Below are 20,215 nucleotides of genomic sequence, written 5' to 3'. Positions count from 1 at the left end.
AACCAGTTTGCTAGAAGAAACGCCCAAAGCTAATAATTTTGGGCGTTTCCGTATCTGGTGAAAAAAATCACATAACAAACGCCATCAAAAACGCGCCCGTTGGACGCTCGACTCGTAACAAGGTGCTCGCGTTTGTGGCGGGCGTTAGGCTTCAAGGAGTAACTATGAGATATATTTTCGCTCTCTCAGTTCTTTTATTAACTGCATGTAGCAGCACAGGTGTAGTTCCAATGGATGATAGTGTTTTCATGATTGCCCAAAGGAGTGCTCAAGTTGGTTTTGGACCTCCAGATGGAGTCAAAGCTGATGTGTATAAAGAGGCCAACGCATTTTGTTCAAAGACAGATCAGAAGGTTGAAACGGTAAAACTTGATATAACCGACTCCGGTTTTGCCAAACCCGGCAATGTGTCTCTGGAGTTTCGGTGCAAATAAAGCCTAACAAGCACCTGTTGTTGCTCGTAAACTTGCTGGGACAAATTTTCGCCGGCTTGGCGCTTCGCGCAAGTATAGCCCTCTCAATCTGCCCCAAAGGTGGGCGTTATGCAATTGTGAAGTCATGAATAAATATATACTTTTAGCTTTAATGTTTTTGTCCCATTTTTCCCATGCAGGGGAAGATGGCTCTCTTTGGGTATGGCAGAGTAACAATGACGAGAGAACTTTTTCAATAGTACTCAACAAATCTGCTCATGGTTACAATGGTACTTATTGTGCGGTTGCTATGTCTGGACGTAGAGTTGATTGCTCACCTAAGTCAGCGACACCATTTTTTACCAGAATTAATGGCGAGGCTTTTAAGTTCAAAACTAACTACAGTTCTGTGTTTGGTGAAGCCAGTCTCACTCTAAATGGTGAAGAGCTTCACTGGGAAATACTTGTGCCGCCGAGAGGTGAACACTATGCACCCAAAAGCGCGGTGCTCAAGAGGCACCAGTAATGCATAACAATCGGCTGTTATCGTCCCTTCTGGGCTGGGACGGCCTTTCCGCCGCTGCGCGGCTACAAGTCAGCCACAAAGCCAGGCGTTAGATTACCTGAGGAATAGCATTGGTAGACATTTTAACAGCAAGTTCTGCACACGCAGGTAGTATCCAGATTCTGCTACAGCAACTTGGATATCAATGCGAGGTTGCAGAAATAATCTCAGCCATTGACACGCCAGATGCTAATTCAGATTTATTTGTTGCAATAAATCATGGCGAGGTAGTCGGCTTTATGTCACTTATTTATTTTTTCTATTTTCCTCTTCAAAAGCGTAATTGTCGTATAACCGCGCTGGTTGTAGATGAACATGCTAGAAGTACCGGCGTCGGGAAAAAATTAATTAACCATGCGCTAGGTCAAGCAAAGAAGCTTTCCTGTGCGCAGTTAGAAGTAACCACATCTTTAGCTCGCGAAGCAACACAGGCATACTATGAGCGCGTTGGTTTTATCAAGTCTTCGTTCAGGTACTACTTGGACGTTGGTATCTAACAATCTGCTGTAGTTGCCTGCAGGCTCGCTGGGACACAAAAACATGGGCTGCGTCGCTCTGCTCCTCGTTTTAGCCCATGTATTTGTGCCCCTAAGCAAAGCGCCGGGGGTTCCTCAATGCCTTACCATAGAGATGACAGACAATGAAAAACCGTTACAGCGGCTCCTGTTTATGCGGTGAGGTGCGTTTTTCCGTCAGTGGTTTTAGCCAGCAAGCGGCTAACTGCCACTGCAGTATGTGCCGCAAGTTTCATGGTGCCGCCTTCGGTACTTTGGTAGGTGTACAGGACTTAACCTGGTTGTCAGGTGAATCTCAGTTAAGGGAGTATGCTGCGCCCAATGGTACGGTGCGTAGTTTTTGTGGTTATTGTGGTTCCAGCCTGGGGTTTAGGGCAAAGGATATGCCGCGCAACCAAATGGAGCTGGCCATTGCTGCTTTTGATGACGAGATTCCAGTTCGGATTGATGCACAAATTTATACCAAGTATAAGGCCGTTTGGTGTGAGTTATATGGCGATGTTCCTGTGTTTAAAGAGGGGCGGGAGCCTTGATTTTTGAATGCCTTAAGAGCGAATAACTAAAAAGCCATTCAGTGTTCTGAATGGCTTTTTAGTTCAGGCAGGTTAATTGCCGTCTATCAATAGAAGTTCATTTTAAACTCAACACCGACAATACGGGGTTCGTTCACAAATACGGTGTTGTTGTTAAAGTCCACAGCACCTTTGATATTGTCTTCATCGGTAATATTGCGTCCGAACAGCGCCACGGTGAAATCGTGACTGAAATTCTCATAGCCAATACGCAGACCGCCCTCGAAGTTGTCCTTGGTACGGAATTCCACTGCGTCATAAAGGAACAGGTTGGTCTTACCCTGGAATGCCCAGTCAGTGAAGACAAAAAACTCGCCGTCATCACCCATTGGCACAGCATAGCGAGCGGTAAAGTTAACAATCTGTTTAGGCGATTGCGGGAAAGGGTTGCCGTCAATCAGTGCCTGGCCATTCACCATAGGATCCAGCACGGTACATTGACCTGCGCCACCACAGGGGGCCACAGTTTGGTCATCATCCTGTAATTCGGTATCGCTGTAGCCATAACCTGCGGTCAGGGTCAGATTGTCAGTGGCCAAATATTCCAGGTCAATTTCAAAGCCTTTGCCTTCGCCACTGTCGGCATTCAGTAAGCTGTTGCCCTGAGCTTCACCACCGATAGCAGATATTTGAATATCATCAATTTCATAGTAGAACAGCGCCACATTTAAACGCAGGGTGTTGTCGAGTAAATCCGATTTCATACCCACTTCGAAGGAAGTGATGGTCTCAGCATCCGCTGTGGTAGGTGCCCCTTCAAAAGCTACGTTTCGGCCTTGAATAGTTTGCGCCCTGAAGCCACTGGCAAGCCTGCTGAACAGGCTGGTGCTGTTGGTCAGGTTATAGTTCAGGGCAAGTTCCCAACTGAGCTGGCCATCGTCCACATTGATGTCGTCATAGTCCTGAATTTGACATTCAGTGATGCCATCGCCATTAAAATCCAGGAACAAACAGGCTCCACCCACATTTTGGGCACCTACGCGAAAGTCTTTCTCATCGTAGGTATAACGTAAGCCACCGGTCAGGCTTAGCTGCTCTGAAAGGTCATAGGAGCCCTGGCCAAATACTGCCCAGGTGTAGTTGTCGTGGTAGACAGTGGAGGCACCATAAAGACCGTCGATACTGGTAACACCAAAGGAGGAGTCAAAGAAGAAGGCGCCAAACTGCCAATCGTAACCCCGGGTTCCCTCACTGGCGACGCGTAGCTCTTGGGTAAATTGTTTGAGATCGTTAAGCTGGTCTTCGGTGACAGCATCAAAGGGGATAAGGCCAGGACCCACACCTGCGACGCCGCCGTCTACGTCAGCTTTACCGCGGCCATCAGCTGTTTCATAGGCCGTTATAGAGGTAAGACTGAAGCCGTCGAAGCCTTTTTCAAGCTTTAACGATGCGCCGTGGCTACGGTATTTCTGGAAATTATTATCGCCTTTGTCGTAGGACACGCGGTCTCTATCATAGCTGCTGTTCAGGTCGTTACTGCCGGTGCTGACCGCATTGGCGCGGAATATCGAGGCGGTACCGTCTAAGTCTCGGGTGTGCAGGTTTAGCAGGGCACTAAAGTCATTGTTTTCATACAGAAGTTGCAGGCGTCCGGCATTTTCATGATGGCCACCCATAGCATCTTCTTCGCCGGTGAAATCGTTAGCTACCCAGTCATCACGGTTTTGCGATAGGCCAGATAGGCGAAATGACCACTCATCGTTAATGGCATTACCCACAGCACCTTCGAAGTTCATTGTACCGTAGGTACCACCAGCGGCTTTGACAAAGGCATCGAAGCTCTGACCGGGTTTAGCCGTATCAAACTTAACAATACCGGCTGTGGTGTTGCGGCCGAATAAACTGCCTTGCGGGCCACGGATCACTTCTACCCGCTGTACGTCAAACAGTGGGAAGCTTTTCAGGATCACGTTTTCCATTACCACATCGTCCATGATAATCGAAACTGGCTGGGAGGCGGCCAGGTCGAAATCGGAGTTGCCCAGGCCGCGAATATAAAAACGTGGCGCTACACGACCATTAGAGGACTCCGCGTACAAACCGGGGATCCGATTGGCCAGTGCCTGCACGTCATCACCGGCTGAGAATATTGCCTGTAATCTTTCGCCACTTAGCGCTGCAATGGAGATAGGAACTTCCTGAATGCTTTGGGTACGCTTTTGCGCGGTGACTTCAATTTTTTCCAGTGTATTGGTTTCTTTTTTGGCGCTTTGTTCCTGGGCCATCAAAGGTGCGGAGAGCAGGGCAGCCTGTACAGCCAGGCCTACCAAGGCTTTATTCATGGTTTTCATTGTGTGTACTCGTTAGTGTGCGTCTGTAGGCATTTAAAAATGCCGCTTATTATTTCTTAGCCTAAAAATGCCGTAGCGCAATGTCATTGCACAGGATCGGCATGAAACGTCCTTTACTACTCAGGTTTATATTAGGAACCGGAGCTATTTATAAAGTCCCAATCATTTTATTAGATTAAGTTTTTTTATTTAATTGATTTTTGCTTTTTAAAAAGCCGGGTAAGCTTAAACCCTGAATCGGACTATGGGAACAATCAATGCGTAAAACCGTTACATTTGCCGTCCTTCATTTCGGGATAGCCTTTACTATCACTTACCTGCTGACCGGAGATGTGTTGGTAGGTGGTTTGGTGGCATTGGTAGAGCCAGCAGTCAACACCCTGGCCTTTTATTTCCATGAGAAAGTCTGGCATCGGATTGAGGCCAAACGCAGTCAAGGCCGGATGCAGCAACTAGTTGTCTAATGCTTATGATGTTCCAGCCAGGCTTTTAAAGCGGCAGGCTTAATGGGTTTGGCCAAGAAGCTTACGCCCATGTTCTGCGCTCTTATTTTCAAACTCTCATCTTTCGCTGCGGTAACCAACAAGGCGGGCAGGGGGCTTTGCCAACGATGGCGAAGTTTCTCTATCAAGGCCAAGCCATCTGTCCTGTCATCATCAAGTTGGTAATCGATAATCAGCACATCTGGCGCCTGGTGGCTGTGCGCATGATCCAGCGCGTCGTTAACGGATTGCAAGTATTCACCCTGGCATCCCCATTTACCTAACAAGGTTTGCAGGGCATCCAGATTGGTTGGGTTGTCATCTACACACAGCGCCATGGTGCCGGTAAATTGCTGCTTGCTGGTATCGACCGGGCTTTGATTTTTCAGCATCATGCTGTTGCCAAGTGGCACAGTCACACTGAAACAGCTGCCTTTGCCAGGTTCCGAGCGAAGTTGAATCGGGTGGTTAAGCTGCTCGCTCATTTTCTTCACCACACTTAAACCTAACCCAACCCCTTTGACTTCGCCGCGGTGCGCCCGATAAAAATCAGAGAATACATCGGCCTGTTCGGTTTCGTTAATGCCAAAGCCGGTGTCCCACACCTGGATAAGCAGATTTTCACCGCGCTTACGACAGCCTACCAATACTTGGCCGTTGGGGCTGTATTTGATGGCATTGGATATCAGATTCTGCAGAATGCGCCGCAGGTAGGTCGGGTCGCTATATACCACCATAGGACAAGCCCGAATAGTCAGGGTCACCTGATTCAGCTCGGCTTGCATGCGGAATTCCTGCTCCAGTGGCCGGATTAAATCCATCATGCTGATATGCGATAGAGTAGGCGTGAGTGCACCTTGTTCCAGCTTGGCTATCTCCAGCAAGGTGGAAATAAGCTGTTCACTGGAGGTCAGTGAGGTACTGAGCTTATGCACTATTTGCTGATTGTGATCAGAAAGCTGTTCTTCATCCAAAGAAGACAAATACAATCGTGCCGCATTGAGCGGTTGCAGAATATCGTGACTGGCCAGGGCCAAAAAACGGGTTTTAGACTGATTAGCCTGTTCGGCCACTTGCTTGGCCTGAGTTAGCTCTGCATTGATTTCGCGGATCTGACGAGTACGGTGGTCTATGCGTTTTTCCAGGTCGATATTGGCGTCTTCCAACGCCTTTTGGATTTCAACGTGCTCGGTAATATCGTTGAAACTGGTAACAAAGCCACCATTAGGTAATGGGTTACCATTCATCTCAATCACCCGTCCATCGGAACGGCGTCGAATAAAGCGGTGCGGTGAGCCTTGCTGCATATGGTCAATACGCTTGCACACTAGCTCTTCAACATCCCCCGGTCCACATTCACCATTAACGGCATTAAAGCGCACCAGATTTTCAATGGGCTGACCAATTTCCACCATACCCGGAGGGTAGTTAAACAGATCTAAATAGGCTTTGTTCCAGGCAACCAGTTTAAGATCGCGGTCCACCACACTGATCCCCTGGCTAATGTTTTCAATACTGGAAAAGAGGATGGCTTGGTTAGTTTTAAGGGCTTCGGTGGTATCTTCAAAGAAGTTGAAAACCTCTTCTACATCCATTTGCTGACCGGATACCAGCACTTTAATCAAGGTACGCGCGGAACTGCCGCCCAATACCCCGGATAAGGAGCGTTCACAGAACTGAATAAAGTCGTCACTGGGCAGACTGCCCCCGTCGAGAGGCTCCTGATGCTCCCTGGCGTAGCGTTCCATCAGTTGTGCCGTTCTGTTGTGTCCGATAAAAGTATTGAGCAGTTCCTGTAAATCCGCTACCCGGATTTTGCTTTGTGCGGTAACCCTGCGGGTTGCCGGTGTCAGGGCGTTAGGCGTAACAAAGGCACTGGCCTGCATACGCTCGAGTAAACTGTGTCCTGCACTTAATGAAAACAGCAGGTAGCCAGCCAGGTTTGCCATCCAACTAATAACAACGCCCTGAGTGATAATACTGACGCTGTTATCAGCATGTTGCTCGGCCAGCGGGAACATCACGAACAATACCCAGCAGCCTATGCCCAGGGCCAATCCGGCCAGCACACCGCTGGCATGGCCCTGCCGCCAATACAGGCCGCCTAAGATGGCTGGCATCAACTGCACCACCAAAGAAAAGGCTAATAAGCCCATGCTGGCCAGCGCGCTTTGGTCGGCCCAACTGCTGAAGTACACATAGGCCATCAGCAGGATCAGGAAAATCACTAAACGACGAATGTTCAGCAATTTCTGTTTATAGGTTTTATCTTTCAGCCAGCGCTGTGGTTGATTGCGCAGCAGCAATGGCACAATTACATCGTTGGTCAGCATAGTGGAAAGGGCCAGACTGGATACCACTATCATGGCGGTAGCGGCAGAGATGCCGCCCAAAAAGATAAGCAGGCTGAGTAAATGTTGCCCCTGCGACAATGGCAATTGCATCAAAAAGGTGTCTTGATCCACGCCACTGCCAGCAAACAGCAGATTACCGGTTATCGCGACCGGCACAATGGCCACTGCGGTTAACAACAGATAGAGCGGAAACAGCCAGCGGGCCATGGCCATATGCGACATCTTATGGTTGTCGACGATCATGACGTGGAACTGACGAGGCAAACAAAATATGGCCGCCGCGGCCATAGCAGCTTGCACCAGAAAGTCGAAGGCCGACCCTTGCCAGTCTTGCCACCCTTCTAATTGTTTTTGTACTGCCTGGGTGGAGATTTCAGGGCTAGTTAGTAAACCGAAGGCGAACAGGGCGGCGCAGCAAAGGCCAAACAATTTGACCAGAGATTCGGCACCAATGGCCAGCATCAAACCAGAACGGTATTGAGTAATATCTGAGTGACGGGTGCCGAAAATAACCGCAAATACCGCCATAATTAGCGTGGCAACCAGGGCTTTGTAATCCCCCCCGGATTGCGCATTAAATCCCGCAAACACGCTGAAACTGGCGTCCACCGCCTTAAGTTGCAGGGCAATATAAGGAATAGTGGCTAGCGTCATTAACAAGGTGACCAATACAGCAATGCTGCGCTTTTTGCCGTAGCGAGAGGAAATAAAGTCAGACACCGAGGTGATATTTTGTTTCTTGCTCACCAGCAGCATCTTTTGCAGCATGGGATAGCCGAACAAAAACAGCAGGATAGGCCCGAGCAAGATGGGTAGATACTGCCACTGGGATTTGGCAGCCTGACCGACTGCACCATAGTAGGTCCATGACGTGCAATAGATACCCAACGCCAGGCTGTAAATTACAGGTTGGCGTGCCAGGCTATTGGCTTTGGAGCCGGACTTGTCACCTTTTTGAGCCAGCCAGAACAGCAGCCCAACATAGGCCAGTGCAGCAAGGATCCAAAAAATTGTCATGGGCAGGTTACATCGTCGTCCATTTCCTTGCGCCTACTCTAGCACGGACCACCATTTTTTTTCCGGCATATTCGACCAAGGTCGATTGTGCTAACCCGGCATTAAATATGGGCTACGACCATGGTCTAAGTTTTTTCGATATTTTTTAACAGAATCTTTACCTTGTTGAGCGGCTAAACCTGCTGCTCGCATCTTCCCTAAAAGCCAGTCCGTCGCTTTGTTTACCGCATCTGGCCAGGGATAGCTGGCTATTCCCCGAGGTCTGTATCCGATCTTATAGCCGTACAAACTGAACCGTATTAATACCAGGGGTTCGACTAAAGTCGGGCTACCAGGGGCAGGTGACACTGCTAAATTAACAACTGTTTTACAACAAGAACGATAGGAGTAAACAAATGGCGGACGACAAGAAGATGGCTGAAGCCTATTGGCAAGCTAACTTACGTTTGATCGCCGGCTGCCTGGTTGTATGGGCACTGGCGTCCTATGGATTCGGAATTTTGCTGCGCCCTATGCTGTCAGGTATTAGTGTCGGCGGCACGGATCTCGGTTTCTGGTTTGCCCAGCAAGGGTCAATCCTGACTTTCATTGCGTTGATCTTTTTCTATGCCTGGAGAATGAATCAGCTGGATAATAAATACGGCGTACACGAGGAGTAGGGCAAATGAGTCAGTTTGCAATTAACCTTATCTTTGTTGGTGCGTCCTTTGCCCTCTATATTGGCATTGCCATTTGGGCCAGGGCCGGATCGACGCGAGATTTCTATGTAGCTGGTGGTGGCGTACACCCGGTAATGAACGGCATGGCAACGGCCGCTGACTGGATGTCTGCGGCATCGTTCATTTCTATGGCGGGTCTTATCGCTGCTGGTGGCTATGCAAACTCTACCTTCCTGATGGGATGGACAGGTGGTTATGTATTGTTGGCCATGTTGCTTGCACCTTACCTGAGAAAATTCGGTAAATTTACTGTACCGGATTTCATCGGCGATCGTTTTTACAGCTCGGGTGCCCGTTTGGTGGCGGTAGCCTGCTTGATCATTGCCTCGGTTACTTATGTTATCGGTCAGATGACAGGTGCCGGCGTGGCGTTTAGCCGCTTCCTGGAAGTGGATAGCAGCACAGGTCTGATGATTGCCGCTGTGGTGGTGTTCCTGTATGCCGTATTGGGCGGTATGAAAGGTATCACTTACACTCAGGTTGCACAGTATGTGGTGCTGATTATTGCCTACACTATTCCTGCGGTATTTATCTCTTTGCAGTTAACCGGTAATCCAATCCCGGCTCTGGGCCTGTTCTCTGAACATACTGAATCCGGCATGCCTTTGCTGGCTAAGCTGGACATGGTTGTGCGTGACTTGGGCTTTACCGATTACACCGCCGATGTGTCCAATAAGCTGAACATGGTGCTGTTCACTCTGTCGCTGATGATCGGTACTGCAGGTCTGCCACACGTTATTATTCGTTTCTTCACCGTACCTAAGGTTGCTGATGCACGTTGGTCAGCAGGATGGGCGTTGGTGTTTATCGCTTTGCTGTATCTGACTGCACCTGCTGTTGCTTCTATGGCGCGTCTGAACCTGCTAAACACTATTTATCCGGCTGGACCAACCGCTGATGCCATTCAATATGATGAGCGTCCAAACTGGATCCAAACCTGGGAGCAAACTGGCCTGATCAAGTTTGAAGACAAAAACGGTGACGGTCGCATCCAGATGTATAAAGAGTCTCCTGCTTTTGCTGCAACGGCTGAGTCCCGCGGCTGGAAAGGTAATGAACTGACAGTTAACAACGACATCCTGGTACTGGCAAACCCTGAGATTGCTAATTTGCCTGGCTGGGTTATAGGTCTGATTGCTGCGGGTGGCTTGGCAGCGGCACTGTCGACGGCTGCAGGTTTGCTGCTGGCGATATCCTCGGCGGTCAGTCATGACCTGATAAAAGGCTCGATAAATCCGCAAATCAGTGAGAAGAATGAGTTGCTTGCCGCCCGTATCTCCATGGCGGTGGCCATTGTAGTGGCAACCTATCTGGGCATGAATCCGCCCGGCTTTGCTGCGCAGGTGGTGGCACTGGCCTTCGGTATCGCGGCGGCGTCAATCTTCCCTGCTTTGATGATGGGTATCTTCTCCAAGCGCATCAATAACAAAGGTGTGATTTGTGGCATGCTGGCAGGTTTGATTTCTACCCTGGTGTATATCTTCTTGTACCTGGGCTGGTTCTTCATTCCTGGCACCAACTCCATGTCGAACACCCCGGATAACTGGATTCTGGGTATCTCACCCTTGTCCTTCGGTGCAATAGGTGCGGTAATTAACTTTGCGGTCGCCTTCGCAGTGTCTGCGGTCACAGAAGAGCCACCAGAAAGTATCCAGGAACTGGTTGAAAGCGTACGCTACCCAAGAGGAGCGGGTACTGCGGTCGACCACTAAGGTTTCCTCGAAACGGATATTCGACATAAAGTAGTTAGGCGGGCTGGTGACAGCCCGCTTTCATAAGTAAAGATGTTCAAAGAAGGAAGTACCTATGTTGTGGGAGTTTGTTGCAACCCTGATAGCAGGTATCGGCGCAGCGGGTATCGCGCTGATGATTCGTAAGCTGAGCAAAAACAAGACACCCAAGTGGTTGATTCCTGTGTTTGCCGGACTGGGAATACTGGGCTTTCAGGTACAAGCCGAATATAACTGGTACGCACATCAGACAAGCTTATTACCGGATGGTGTAAAAGTGGTACGCAGTGTCGATGAGCAAGCCTGGTATCGTCCATGGAGCTTTGTGTGGCCGCAAACCGTGCGTTTTATGGCGGTGGATACCAAGAATGTGGCGACCAATGACAATCACGCCGATTGGCTAATGATTGATCTCTATCTGTTTGAGCGTCGCATGGCAGCCAAAAGGGTAACCCAGGTGCTCAGTTGTCAGGCTAAAGCTATGGCGCCATTTTCCGACAAACTGTCGGCTCCCGACGCAGGACTGGGCCTTAACCGGGACTGGGTAAAACTGGCATCCGATGACCCTCTGCTTGCGCTGCTTTGTAGAGAGTAGATTATGAATGAATCCACCCTGGCATTTTTACATCGCTGTGCCCCTTTTGATCGCCTTCCCGACGTTTTGCTTCAGTATTGTCAGCGTCATCTGACCTTACATTACCTGTGTCAGGATAATGTGCTGGAAGTCGTACCCAGGGATAAACCCCAGTTATATCTGATCAAACAGGGGACTTTTGACTTGATTGGCAGCAATCGTCAACTCATCGAGCGACTAGAGCCGGGGGATCTGTTTGGTTATCCGTCATTGATGACCAAACGCGCTATTACCAACACCGTTAAGGTGTTAGAAGAAGGTTTTCTGTTTGCCTTAGGTCAGGCGCATTTTGATTACCTGTGCCAACACAACAAAGAGTTTGCCGATTACTTTGCCCGCGCACTGGGCGACCGTTTGCTCACCGAAACGCGCCGGGATATCAGCACCGACTGGACTCAATTACCTATTGCCGACATCATTGAAAGGCCGGTTATTCGTTTAGACGGTCATCAAAGCATGGCGGAGGCTGCCGCGCTGATGACCGAGCAAAAAGTGTCCTGTTTGTTGATTTGTGAACAAGAAGAGCTGGTGGGTATTGTTACTGACCGGGATATCCGCAGCCGTGTAGTTGCTGCCAGACAATCCTTTGATTTACCCGTCAGGCAATTTATGACCTCACCTGTCATCAGCATTGAAAGCGAAGCGCCTCTGTTTGATGCCATGCAACTGATGACCAGTCACAATGTCCATCATGTGGCGGTGGTAAATGATAATCAGCCGGTTGGGGTGATCACCGCCACCGACCTGATGCGCCAGCAGCGCAGCGAACCATTATTTTTAATTAACCGTATTCGTAAAGCAGAGAATGTTGACCAGCTTGAGGCCATTGCCGAACAGGTGCCTGAGCATCTGAATCAGTTTGCCAACCGGGTCGTGGATGTGCGTTTGGTAGGTGATATGCTGGCTACCTTTACCGATGCTTTTAATGTGCAATTGATTCGTTTGTATTTGCGTGAGCATGGGCCGGCCCCTTGCGCCTTTGTGTGGCTGACCTTCGGCTCTCAGGCCCGTCGCGATCAGTCCATGAGTTCAGATCAGGATAACGGTCTGCTGCTTGATGATGCTGCCGATGAGCAAGCCAGGGCCTGGTTTGCCGAGCTGGCTGAATTTGTCTGCCAAGGCCTGGCACGCTGCGGGCTGACCTTATGCAAAGGCAACATCATGGCCAGCAACCCTGACTTGCGTCAGCCCTTGGCGGCCTGGCTGGAAAAGTTCAGGGGCTGGACCCAGGAGCCGGACCAAAAGGCACTGCTGCACAGCAACATCTTTTTTGACCGGCGTATGCTGTATGGTGACAAATGGCTGTTTGAGCAATTTGATAAGCAAATCGCCGGTTTTGCGCAAAATCAGATCTTTTTGGCCAATTTGGCTGCCAATGCTGCGGATTTGGCGGTGCCCATCGGCTTGTTTAATCGCTTCCGAACCCGGCAGATTGGTAAACATCGCGAAGTACTGGATATCAAGAAAAGCGCCATTGCCATTATCAACGATATTGTCCGTATCCATGCCTTAAATGCAGGAATTCGCCAGTGCAGTACCCCGGAACGTTTACTGGTGCTGGGTGAAAACAAAAGTATGAACCGCAAGGATTGTCAGGATCTGTTGGCAGCCTGGCGATTTTTGGTGCAACTGCGCTTGCAGCATCAGTTGGGGCAGGCTGAGCCGGATAATTTTATTGCCCCGGATGGGCTCGACTCCCTAGCTCGTCGTCAGCTGAAAAGTGCGTTCAGACTGATTAAGGATGCACAGGAAGGATTGGCATTGAAGTATTCCCGGGGGGCTTTTTGAGTAATCTGGCCAGACATATCAAGCAGTGGTTTGCGGCCAAACCAAAATTGGCTGATTGGCGGGAATATCGTTATTTGGCACTGGATTTAGAGCTCTCCAGCTTGGATCCGAACCAGGGCGAGATATTGTCCATCGGCTGGGTGGCGGTTAAACCACCGACCATTTATCAGCAACAAGGGGTGGAGTTGTTGATTAAAGATCCAGGGGATTTGGGCCAAAGTCCGGTTATCCATGGGCTTACCCGTAAACAACTGAACAGTGGTATCTCACTGACAGACGCATTGGGGCAACTTTTGCAAGCGACATCCCAGGACAGTGACAACCTGTGGTTGTTACATCATGCTGGACTTGATGTTGCGTTCTTACGTAAAGCCTTTGAGAATTGTGGTTTACCTTTTGAGACACCACGTATAGTGGATACCTTCAGGCTGGAGCAGCGCTTGTTAATGCGCCGAGGCAAAGAGCCCCAGTTTGAGGGGCTCACGCTGGATAAATGCCGCCAGCGTTATGGTCTGGACGCGCATCCCGCGCACAATGCACTGGAAGATGCGCTGGCTACCGCCGAGCTGTTTCTCTGCCATGGCTATCAGAATTTCGGCAAGCATGGGCGCAGTTTGTCTGACTTGCTTTCCCGGCCTTAAGATTGGCTCGCTAATCCACGCATAATTCGCGCTCGAGGCGAACCTACCAAGCTAACTAACGACATGAGGCATGACGGCAGAGTACTTTCTGCACTATATATTGCATTATGTTGATTCGGCATGGCGCTTTGCTTGTGTAAAAGACGCGCTAAAACAACCATGCCTTTATATTGGTCCGCTCAGATAAATTGGAATGTCGGCTAATAGGTGCCAATTGGAATTTCAGCTATGATGCGCCAGCTTGATATGCAGATGGAGCCTTAATGAGCATTGTATATTTGAACGGGCAGTATATGCCCATGGAACAGGCCAGCATTTCTCCGCTGGACAGGGGTTTTCTGTTTGGCGACGGAATTTATGAAGTGATCCCTTGTTTTAATGCCAAACCTGTAGGTTTTGCCTTGCATATGCAACGCATGCAGGACGGTTTGGCAGAACTGGGTATCAAGCTGTCTACCACGCTGGCTGAATGGCGAGAGATTGTCGAGCAGCTACTGGAAGCCAATGGCAAAGGCAACCTGGGCGTTTATTTGCATGTGAGCCGGGGAATGCAGCCAAAACGCAGTCATGCTTATCCGTCAGAGATTACGCCTACGGTTTTTGGCTTTGCCTTTGAGATAGGTGATTCGCCATCGTCAAATCCGGCACAAGTGAAGACCTTTCGGGCAGTGACTGAACAAGACAGACGCTGGCGACGTTGCCATATAAAATCTACTGCGCTGCTCGGCAATATTATGCACTACCATCAAGGGCAGCAGCGCGGCGCAGATGAAGTGCTGCTGTTTAATGAAGACCAACAGTTAACCGAAGCGGCGTCTTGTAACGTATTTATGGTTAAGGACGGTGTGATTGCTACCCCTGAGCTGGATCATCAGATACTGCCAGGTATCACCCGCCACCTGTTGCTGGCCATTTTGCGTAAAGATGGCCGTTTTAAGGTGGAAGAGCGTCCCATCAGTTTGGATGAAGTGTTAAGCGCTGATGAACTATGGTTAACCAGTTCCAGCAAAGAAGTCGCACCAATCGTCAGCCTAAATGGTGGACCTGTCGGCAGCGGTCAGCCCGGCCCAGTGTGGGAGCAGGCCCAAACACTATTTTCCGCACATAAATACGACTACTGATTAATAGCTAGTGATATAAAAAAAGCTGCCTAGGCAGCTTTTTTTACGGATAGCGAATATCACTCGCCGTCGTTGCACACGGGATCACAGTATCCGTATAGGTACAAGCTGTGATGGGTGAGTCTGATGTTATTTGCTTTGGCAACCTCAGCCTGACGTTGCTCGATGATTTCGTCTTCAAACTCCACCACTTTGCCACATCTGAGACAAACCAAATGGTCATGATGTTTCTTATGACCGATCTCAAATACGGATTTGCCGCCTTCGAAATGGTGGCGATCCAATAAACCAGCATCGTCAAACTGGTTTAGCACCCGGTAAACCGTGGCCAGGCCAATCTCTTCACCTTGTTCCAATAGGATCTTGTATACGTCTTCAGCACTGATGTGCTGGTTTTTAGGATCCTGCAGTATCTCGAGGATTTTGATACGGGGTAAGGTGACCTTCAGGCCAGCTTTTTTCAACTCTTGGTTCTGATCCATGCAACAGGTGCCAACATTGTTCTAGGTGGTCTCATTATAGGGAAGTCGGGCAAGATGAAAAGCCATTCCATGGCAATTGTCTAACCGCTCAACGACGAGCGCATGTGTTTTACCCATCTGTTGGCGTAGAGGAATCAACCATTGGCAAGTTGTTAAGCTACTGTTAACATCCTGGTCAGACCAGGTGGCGCAGGGAAATGCCTGACGTTCTCGGTGTTTGAGGTCGTCATTTAGCTATCCATGGACTATATAAAATAATCAAAGAGGGTGTGAACTCTCAAATAATCAGGTAGTTATCCATGCGAATAACCGTTGTTGGCAAAATCATTACCGGCTTTGTGCTGTTTGGCCTGCTGTTATTGTGCACCAGTATCCTGTCTTACTGGGGGTTATCCAGTATCCGTGATTCGGCCCAATTGGTGGCTAAAGAAAAAATGCCGGTTCAGGCGAAAATGTTGGCTGCGCAAACTCAGATCCTGAATCTGGATAAAGTCTCCCTGCAAGGTTACTTTCTTAATCAGCCTGACAGGCTGAACACCAACTTTGATGAATTCAGCCGTCTGTCCTCACAGTTTCGGGACTTGTTGACGCAACTTGACACCTTGCCTTTGGCTGATGAGGAAAAGCAAAGTCTGCAACAGGCCGTGCAGGCGTCATCGCAATACCTAACGGCATCCACGGCTATGTATGAATTACGCCGTCAGGCACTGCAGGCTAAACAACAAATCAGTGAATACTATAAAGCGTTACAGTTCAGCGGTGGCGATGCTGGTGCAAACTTGCTGGATATGGCAGAGCTGGATGGTGCCGAAGAGGGACGTTTGGCTTCCGTGGTCGGGGCTGGCGGACGCATAGACAATATCATCATTACCTTGCTGAATGCCTCGAAAGAGTATCTGGTCGCCACCGACGCAGAACTGAGTACCAATATTGAAGAAAATCTGGTGCTGACCCTTGGGGATCTGAATAACAACGTTGATTACATAAACAGATTGGCCGAGGGCGTGGATACGGACGGCCTGATGGCTGCGTTTAATGAACAGTATCAGATCTTCGTCAATCAGTTTAACGGTGAAGAGGGATTAATCTCGCAGCAGCGTCATCGCATCCAACTGATAGTGCAGGCGGAGCAGCAAATGACCCAGGCCGATGAGAGCGTACAACTTGCCAGACAGCACCTGGCGACGTTATTCGCTAAGGTTAATGGCGATACGCTGGACGGGCAAAATGCCATACTGGATGTGGTGCAGAGCAATATCGTCAAAACTCTGGTGATTCTGGGGTTAGCACTGGTGCTGGTGGTAATTATAGGTACCATGGCGGCGCGCAGTATCTCTCGTCCGCTGGAAAAAATCCGTGCTAGCCTGAGCATTATCAGTCAGGGCGATTTAACCCACAAAGCCGATACTACGGGCAACGATGAGTTTGCGGCCCTAGCGCAGGATGTCAATCAGCTCAGCGCCAGTCTGCACCAGGTGGTAGAGCGTATTACCCGTCAAGAGGGGCTGTTGAATGAAGCGACGCGCAGCAGCCAGACCTTATCGCAAAAGACCCTGCAGCAAGTTGAGCAGCAAACCCGCCAGATCAGACAAACTGCTACCCACACTGAGCAGGTTAGGGCAACCAGTAAGAGCAATCTTGGCCAGATTCAGGAAAGCCAAGAGCGCCTGAACCGGGTGCTGGAGCAAACGGCCAGAGCCAGTGAATTGGTTGGCGCCTCGCATCAGCAAATTCAGGCTCAGGCCGAACAAGCCGTGCATTCGGGACAGATCATTGAGCGGCTGGATAACAACAGTCGTAATATAGGCGGCATTTTGGATGTGATTAAAACCATCGCGGCCCAGACCAATTTACTGGCGTTAAATGCAGCTATTGAAGCAGCCCGGGCTGGAGAGCAGGGAAGAGGCTTTGCGGTGGTGGCCGATGAGGTTAGAACCTTAGCCAATCGGACCCATCAGTCCACCGAAGAAATTGAACAGATGATCCTAAGCTTACAATCTGACGCGGGGCAAGCGGTGGCAGCCATCGAAACAGGGCAGAGCCAGGCTCAGGCAAGTGTCGGTTTGATTGAAAAGGTTAATGATGAAATAGGCGTTATTCGAGAGATTATTGAAGCGCTGGCGAAGGTGAATGTCGAGATAGTCAGTGACACGGAAAATCAGGATGAACTGTTAGATGCGGTGACAAGTAGCTTGCAACAGATTGTGGAGCTGACCGAGCAAAGTGGACAATCTACCCGCCAGTCCAGCGATGCTATTGCCGAAGTGGGCGAGTTGATGCATCAGCTAAACCAGGCCGTCGCGCGCTTCAAGTTGTAATAAAGGGGCCATTGAGCCCCTTTGTCGCCTCTCTCAGCCCAAGTAGGGCTTAAGTTCAACTGGCCAAGTTAGAAGCTGTAGTTTATCCCGGCGCCATAAGTCGCGGGTTCTCCGACTAATCTGGCTCCTGCATTCAGCTCCAGAAAATACTCTTTATCCAGAATATTACGGCCATAGGCATATAAGGTCATGCCGTTATTCATGGCCAGTTCCAGACGCAAGCCCAGTAGGGAATACGCGGGGGTCAGGTTTCCTTCACCAGCGTTTAGGCGGTTTGACTCTTCATCATGGAAGCTGTACTCCAGGCGGGCACGCAGTTGTGAGTCTGACAAGAGGTGCAGATACTCAAAAGCGGCATTGCCACTCCAGCGTGGAGAGCCGGGCAGGGGATCGCCCAGGGTATTTTGCACATCATTGACCCGGTTGGAGTGGAACTCGGTGATCTCTGAGTCCAGGTAGGTTACCGCTGCATCCAGGCTGAATGACTGATTGTCTCCGTGCCAAACCGGCAACGACAGGGCGGCTTCGCCTCCTTTGACTTCAGCTTTACCGACGTTGGTACGGCCGTTGGTGTCGTTAGCCAGGCGCGCCGTGGCTTGCAGCTCTTCAAACTCATAGGAGAACAGGTCCAGGCTCAGGTTCAGGCCTTCTTCATGAACGTAGCGCAGACCCGCTTCATAGGCCAGAACTTCCTCTGAGTCAAAAGGTTCTGTCTCTTCCAGAGTAAAGATAGACGTACCGTCAAAACCGCCGCCACGATAGGCTGTACCCACGGAGGCAAAAACGTTCAGACGGTCAGATACATAGTAAGTGGCCGAGAGCTTGCCTGACAGGTTGTTGTCGGTGAACTCTTTGTCCCAGGAGAAGTTTGACGGAGATTTGAAGTAGTCTTCATACACCGACACGCCCCAAGGATTGTGGTCGATGTTACTACCTCGAAACTTCACTTGGTCACTGGTGTAGCGAAGACCGGCATTAATGCTCAAGTCATCGGTCAGATACCAGTCCAGATTTCCAAACAGAGCAGAGCTGTTGCGGCGCTGGTTATAAGGCGAGCTGTACTGTGACATCACCGCATAGCTGGTCCAGTCGCTGATAAAATCGACGCTGTCGCTAACAATAAAGGCGCCGACCAACCAATCCACTTCACCGCCGCTAACATCGGACAGTCGTACTTCCAGTGAACTTTGTTCCAGCTCTTCATCAAAATCGTAGCGGAACTTAGGGAAAGGCGTACCGTCACCATTACCGGACACGTTACGTTCGCTTTTTTGATAGCCAGCCAGCACATCCAGGCTCATTTGATTGGGGAGTTGGTGAGAAAACTCGCCGTTAAAGCCGCTGACATCGATTTGATGCGAGTAATACTCGGACGCGTAGAAACGATAAGGATCGCTGTCTTCACCAGCGTTCAGGGCCGGTTTGTCGTCACTGAAGGCGATACGGTCATACTGGCGGGTATCACCGTTATTGGCGCTCATAAAATAACGCAGAGTTAGTTCAGTAAGCGGGCTGAATGCATATTGCAGGGTACCGCGCATGGCAAACAGGTCGGCATCTCCAAAGCCTTCACGTTTGCCCGGATCGCTGACTGGCGGGATGATGCCTTCAAAGCCTTCAGGTACATATCCGGCAAAGCTTCCAGCCCCTTCACCGTCCATAAAACCGCCGCCCTGACGCATGGTTACCGCTACACGGGCACCCAGCTTATCGGAAAGTGGACCGCCTACTGCAAAGGTGCCTGAAATATGATCATATGAGCCGTACTCCAGTTCAGCATATCCTTCGAGGCTATCTGTGGCACCGCGGGTAATGGCGTTGATGGCACCTGCTGTGGTGTTACGGCCATACAAGGTGCCTTGTGGGCCTTTAACCACCTCAATACGCTCTAAATCAAATAATGGCATGCTCAGGTAGGCATTGGAGGTTTGGTAAATGCCATCCACATGCAAGGCCACTGAAGGGTTACCGTTGGGTTTGTAATCATCGGCGCCACCAATACCGCGAATGGTGATAAAGCTGTTTTCCGGGCCGCCAAAGGCCGAGTTAATAGATACGCCTGCCAGGCTGTCCACCAGATCGGTGAAATCACTGATGCCCTTGTCACGAATCGCCTGCTGACCCAATACCGACAGTGCTACCGGCACGTCTTGCAGAGTGCTTTCCCGTTTCATGGCGGTAACCACGATTTCATCCATGCTCTTAGTGGAAGATACCTGTTGCTCATTAGTCACCTGAGCATTGGTTTGACCTGCTTTGATCACTAAGGTGCCGTTATGGTTTTGTTGTACCTGTAGGCCACTGCCTTTAAGCATTTGGCGCACTTGCTCCAATGGTGGCAGGGTGCTGTCGGCCGTTGCGGCGGTTTTGTCCCGTACCAGCCGAGTTGGTGCAATGATCACTAAGCCCAATTGCTGTGACAGCGAGTTGAGCGCTTGCCCTAAAGGCAGGCCGGTGAGCGTTGTCGCTTCGCTTTGTGCAAAACTGACACTAACAACACCCAAAGTCAGGGCGGAAACAACGGCCAGGTGGCAAAGAGAATGTTTAACAGGCGCCGGTATGGCTTTCATGTG

Annotated in this window: 16 protein-coding genes; 12 read left to right on the top strand and 4 right to left on the bottom strand. The window is 50.0% G+C overall.

The genetic code is table 11. From position 1 onward, the window contains the following. Window positions 1-164 precede the first annotated feature (164 nt). The 4 genes from J0A65_RS08315 to J0A65_RS08300 all read left to right on the top strand — a co-directional run bounded on the left by J0A65_RS08315 (window position 165) and on the right by J0A65_RS08300 (window position 2,026). Entirely contained in the window at window positions 165-434 is a 270-nt protein-coding gene (locus J0A65_RS08315; protein ID WP_206593706.1) for a hypothetical protein, read from the top strand. 124 nt (window positions 435-558) lie between these two features. Continuing rightward, window positions 559-939, top strand: coding sequence for a hypothetical protein (locus J0A65_RS08310; protein WP_206593705.1), 381 nt, complete (start codon window positions 559-561; stop codon window positions 937-939). A gap of 110 nt (window positions 940-1,049) precedes the next feature. Then, window positions 1,050-1,475, top strand: coding sequence for a GNAT family N-acetyltransferase (locus J0A65_RS08305; protein WP_232849818.1), 426 nt, complete (start codon window positions 1,050-1,052; stop codon window positions 1,473-1,475). Between the two features lie 143 nt (window positions 1,476-1,618). After that, window positions 1,619-2,026 (top strand): GFA family protein, encoded by a 408-nt coding sequence (locus tag J0A65_RS08300; protein WP_232849817.1) that lies wholly within the window; start codon window positions 1,619-1,621, stop codon window positions 2,024-2,026. Window positions 2,027-2,112: 86 nt separating this feature from the next. Here J0A65_RS08300 and J0A65_RS08295 read toward each other — a convergent pair whose 3' ends face one another. Beyond that, window positions 2,113-4,356: a TonB-dependent receptor gene (locus J0A65_RS08295; RefSeq protein ID WP_206593704.1), complete on the bottom strand. Its 2,244-nt coding sequence runs from the start codon at window positions 4,354-4,356 to the stop codon at window positions 2,113-2,115. A 257-nt stretch (window positions 4,357-4,613) separates the two neighbouring features. Between J0A65_RS08295 and J0A65_RS08290 the strand changes: the two genes are divergently transcribed. Beyond that, entirely contained in the window at window positions 4,614-4,820 is a 207-nt protein-coding gene (locus J0A65_RS08290; RefSeq protein WP_206593703.1) for a DUF2061 domain-containing protein, read from the top strand. Here J0A65_RS08290 and J0A65_RS08285 read toward each other — a convergent pair. Next, window positions 4,817-8,209, bottom strand: coding sequence for a hybrid sensor histidine kinase/response regulator (locus J0A65_RS08285; protein WP_206593702.1), 3,393 nt, complete (start codon window positions 8,207-8,209; stop codon window positions 4,817-4,819). The two genes, J0A65_RS08290 and J0A65_RS08285, sit on opposite strands and share 4 nt — an antisense overlap. Before the next feature lie 395 nt (window positions 8,210-8,604). Between J0A65_RS08285 and J0A65_RS08280 the strand changes: the two genes are divergently transcribed. From J0A65_RS08280 to J0A65_RS08255, 6 genes are all read left to right on the top strand, one after another. Further along, window positions 8,605-8,868, top strand: coding sequence for a DUF4212 domain-containing protein (locus tag J0A65_RS08280; RefSeq protein WP_206593701.1), 264 nt, complete (start codon window positions 8,605-8,607; stop codon window positions 8,866-8,868). 5 nt (window positions 8,869-8,873) lie between these two features. Continuing rightward, entirely contained in the window at window positions 8,874-10,640 is a 1,767-nt protein-coding gene (locus J0A65_RS08275) for a sodium:solute symporter family protein (RefSeq protein WP_206593700.1), read from the top strand. 94 nt (window positions 10,641-10,734) lie between these two features. Further along, a complete protein-coding gene (locus J0A65_RS08270; RefSeq protein ID WP_206593699.1) occupies window positions 10,735-11,253 on the top strand; it encodes a hypothetical protein in 519 nt (172 codons plus the stop codon). Window positions 11,254-11,256: 3 nt separating this feature from the next. Beyond that, the gene (locus J0A65_RS08265) at window positions 11,257-13,080 is read left to right on the top strand and encodes a DUF294 nucleotidyltransferase-like domain-containing protein (protein WP_206593698.1); all 1,824 of its coding nucleotides are present in this window, start codon (window positions 11,257-11,259) and stop codon (window positions 13,078-13,080) included. Further along, entirely contained in the window at window positions 13,077-13,721 is a 645-nt protein-coding gene (locus J0A65_RS08260) for a 3'-5' exonuclease (protein WP_206593697.1), read from the top strand. Before J0A65_RS08265 ends, J0A65_RS08260 begins: the two co-directional genes overlap by 4 nt. 263 nt (window positions 13,722-13,984) lie before the next feature. After that, window positions 13,985-14,842, top strand: coding sequence for a D-amino acid aminotransferase (locus tag J0A65_RS08255; RefSeq protein ID WP_206593696.1), 858 nt, complete (start codon window positions 13,985-13,987; stop codon window positions 14,840-14,842). 59 nt (window positions 14,843-14,901) lie between these two features. On the opposite strand, the gene fur is transcribed toward J0A65_RS08255, so the two are convergent. Continuing rightward, window positions 14,902-15,324, bottom strand: coding sequence for a ferric iron uptake transcriptional regulator (gene fur, locus J0A65_RS08250; RefSeq protein ID WP_206593695.1), 423 nt, complete (start codon window positions 15,322-15,324; stop codon window positions 14,902-14,904). A 299-nt stretch (window positions 15,325-15,623) separates the two neighbouring features. Here fur and J0A65_RS08245 point away from each other — a divergent pair, with 299 nt between their 5' ends. Beyond that, entirely contained in the window at window positions 15,624-17,642 is a 2,019-nt protein-coding gene (locus J0A65_RS08245; RefSeq protein WP_206593694.1) for a methyl-accepting chemotaxis protein, read from the top strand. A 68-nt stretch (window positions 17,643-17,710) separates the two neighbouring features. Here the strand turns inward: J0A65_RS08245 and J0A65_RS08240 are convergent, their stop codons facing one another. Continuing rightward, complete coding sequence (locus J0A65_RS08240) at window positions 17,711-20,212, bottom strand: TonB-dependent receptor (protein WP_206593693.1); 2,502 nt, start codon at window positions 20,210-20,212, stop codon at window positions 17,711-17,713. Between the last annotated feature and the right edge of the window lie 3 nt (window positions 20,213-20,215).

Origin of the sequence: Bowmanella yangjiangensis, from assembly GCF_017255015.1 — a bacterium.
GTDB classification, from domain to species: Bacteria; Pseudomonadota; Gammaproteobacteria; order Enterobacterales; family Alteromonadaceae; genus Bowmanella; species Bowmanella yangjiangensis.
This window is presented reverse-complemented; position numbering and strand designations above follow the sequence as displayed.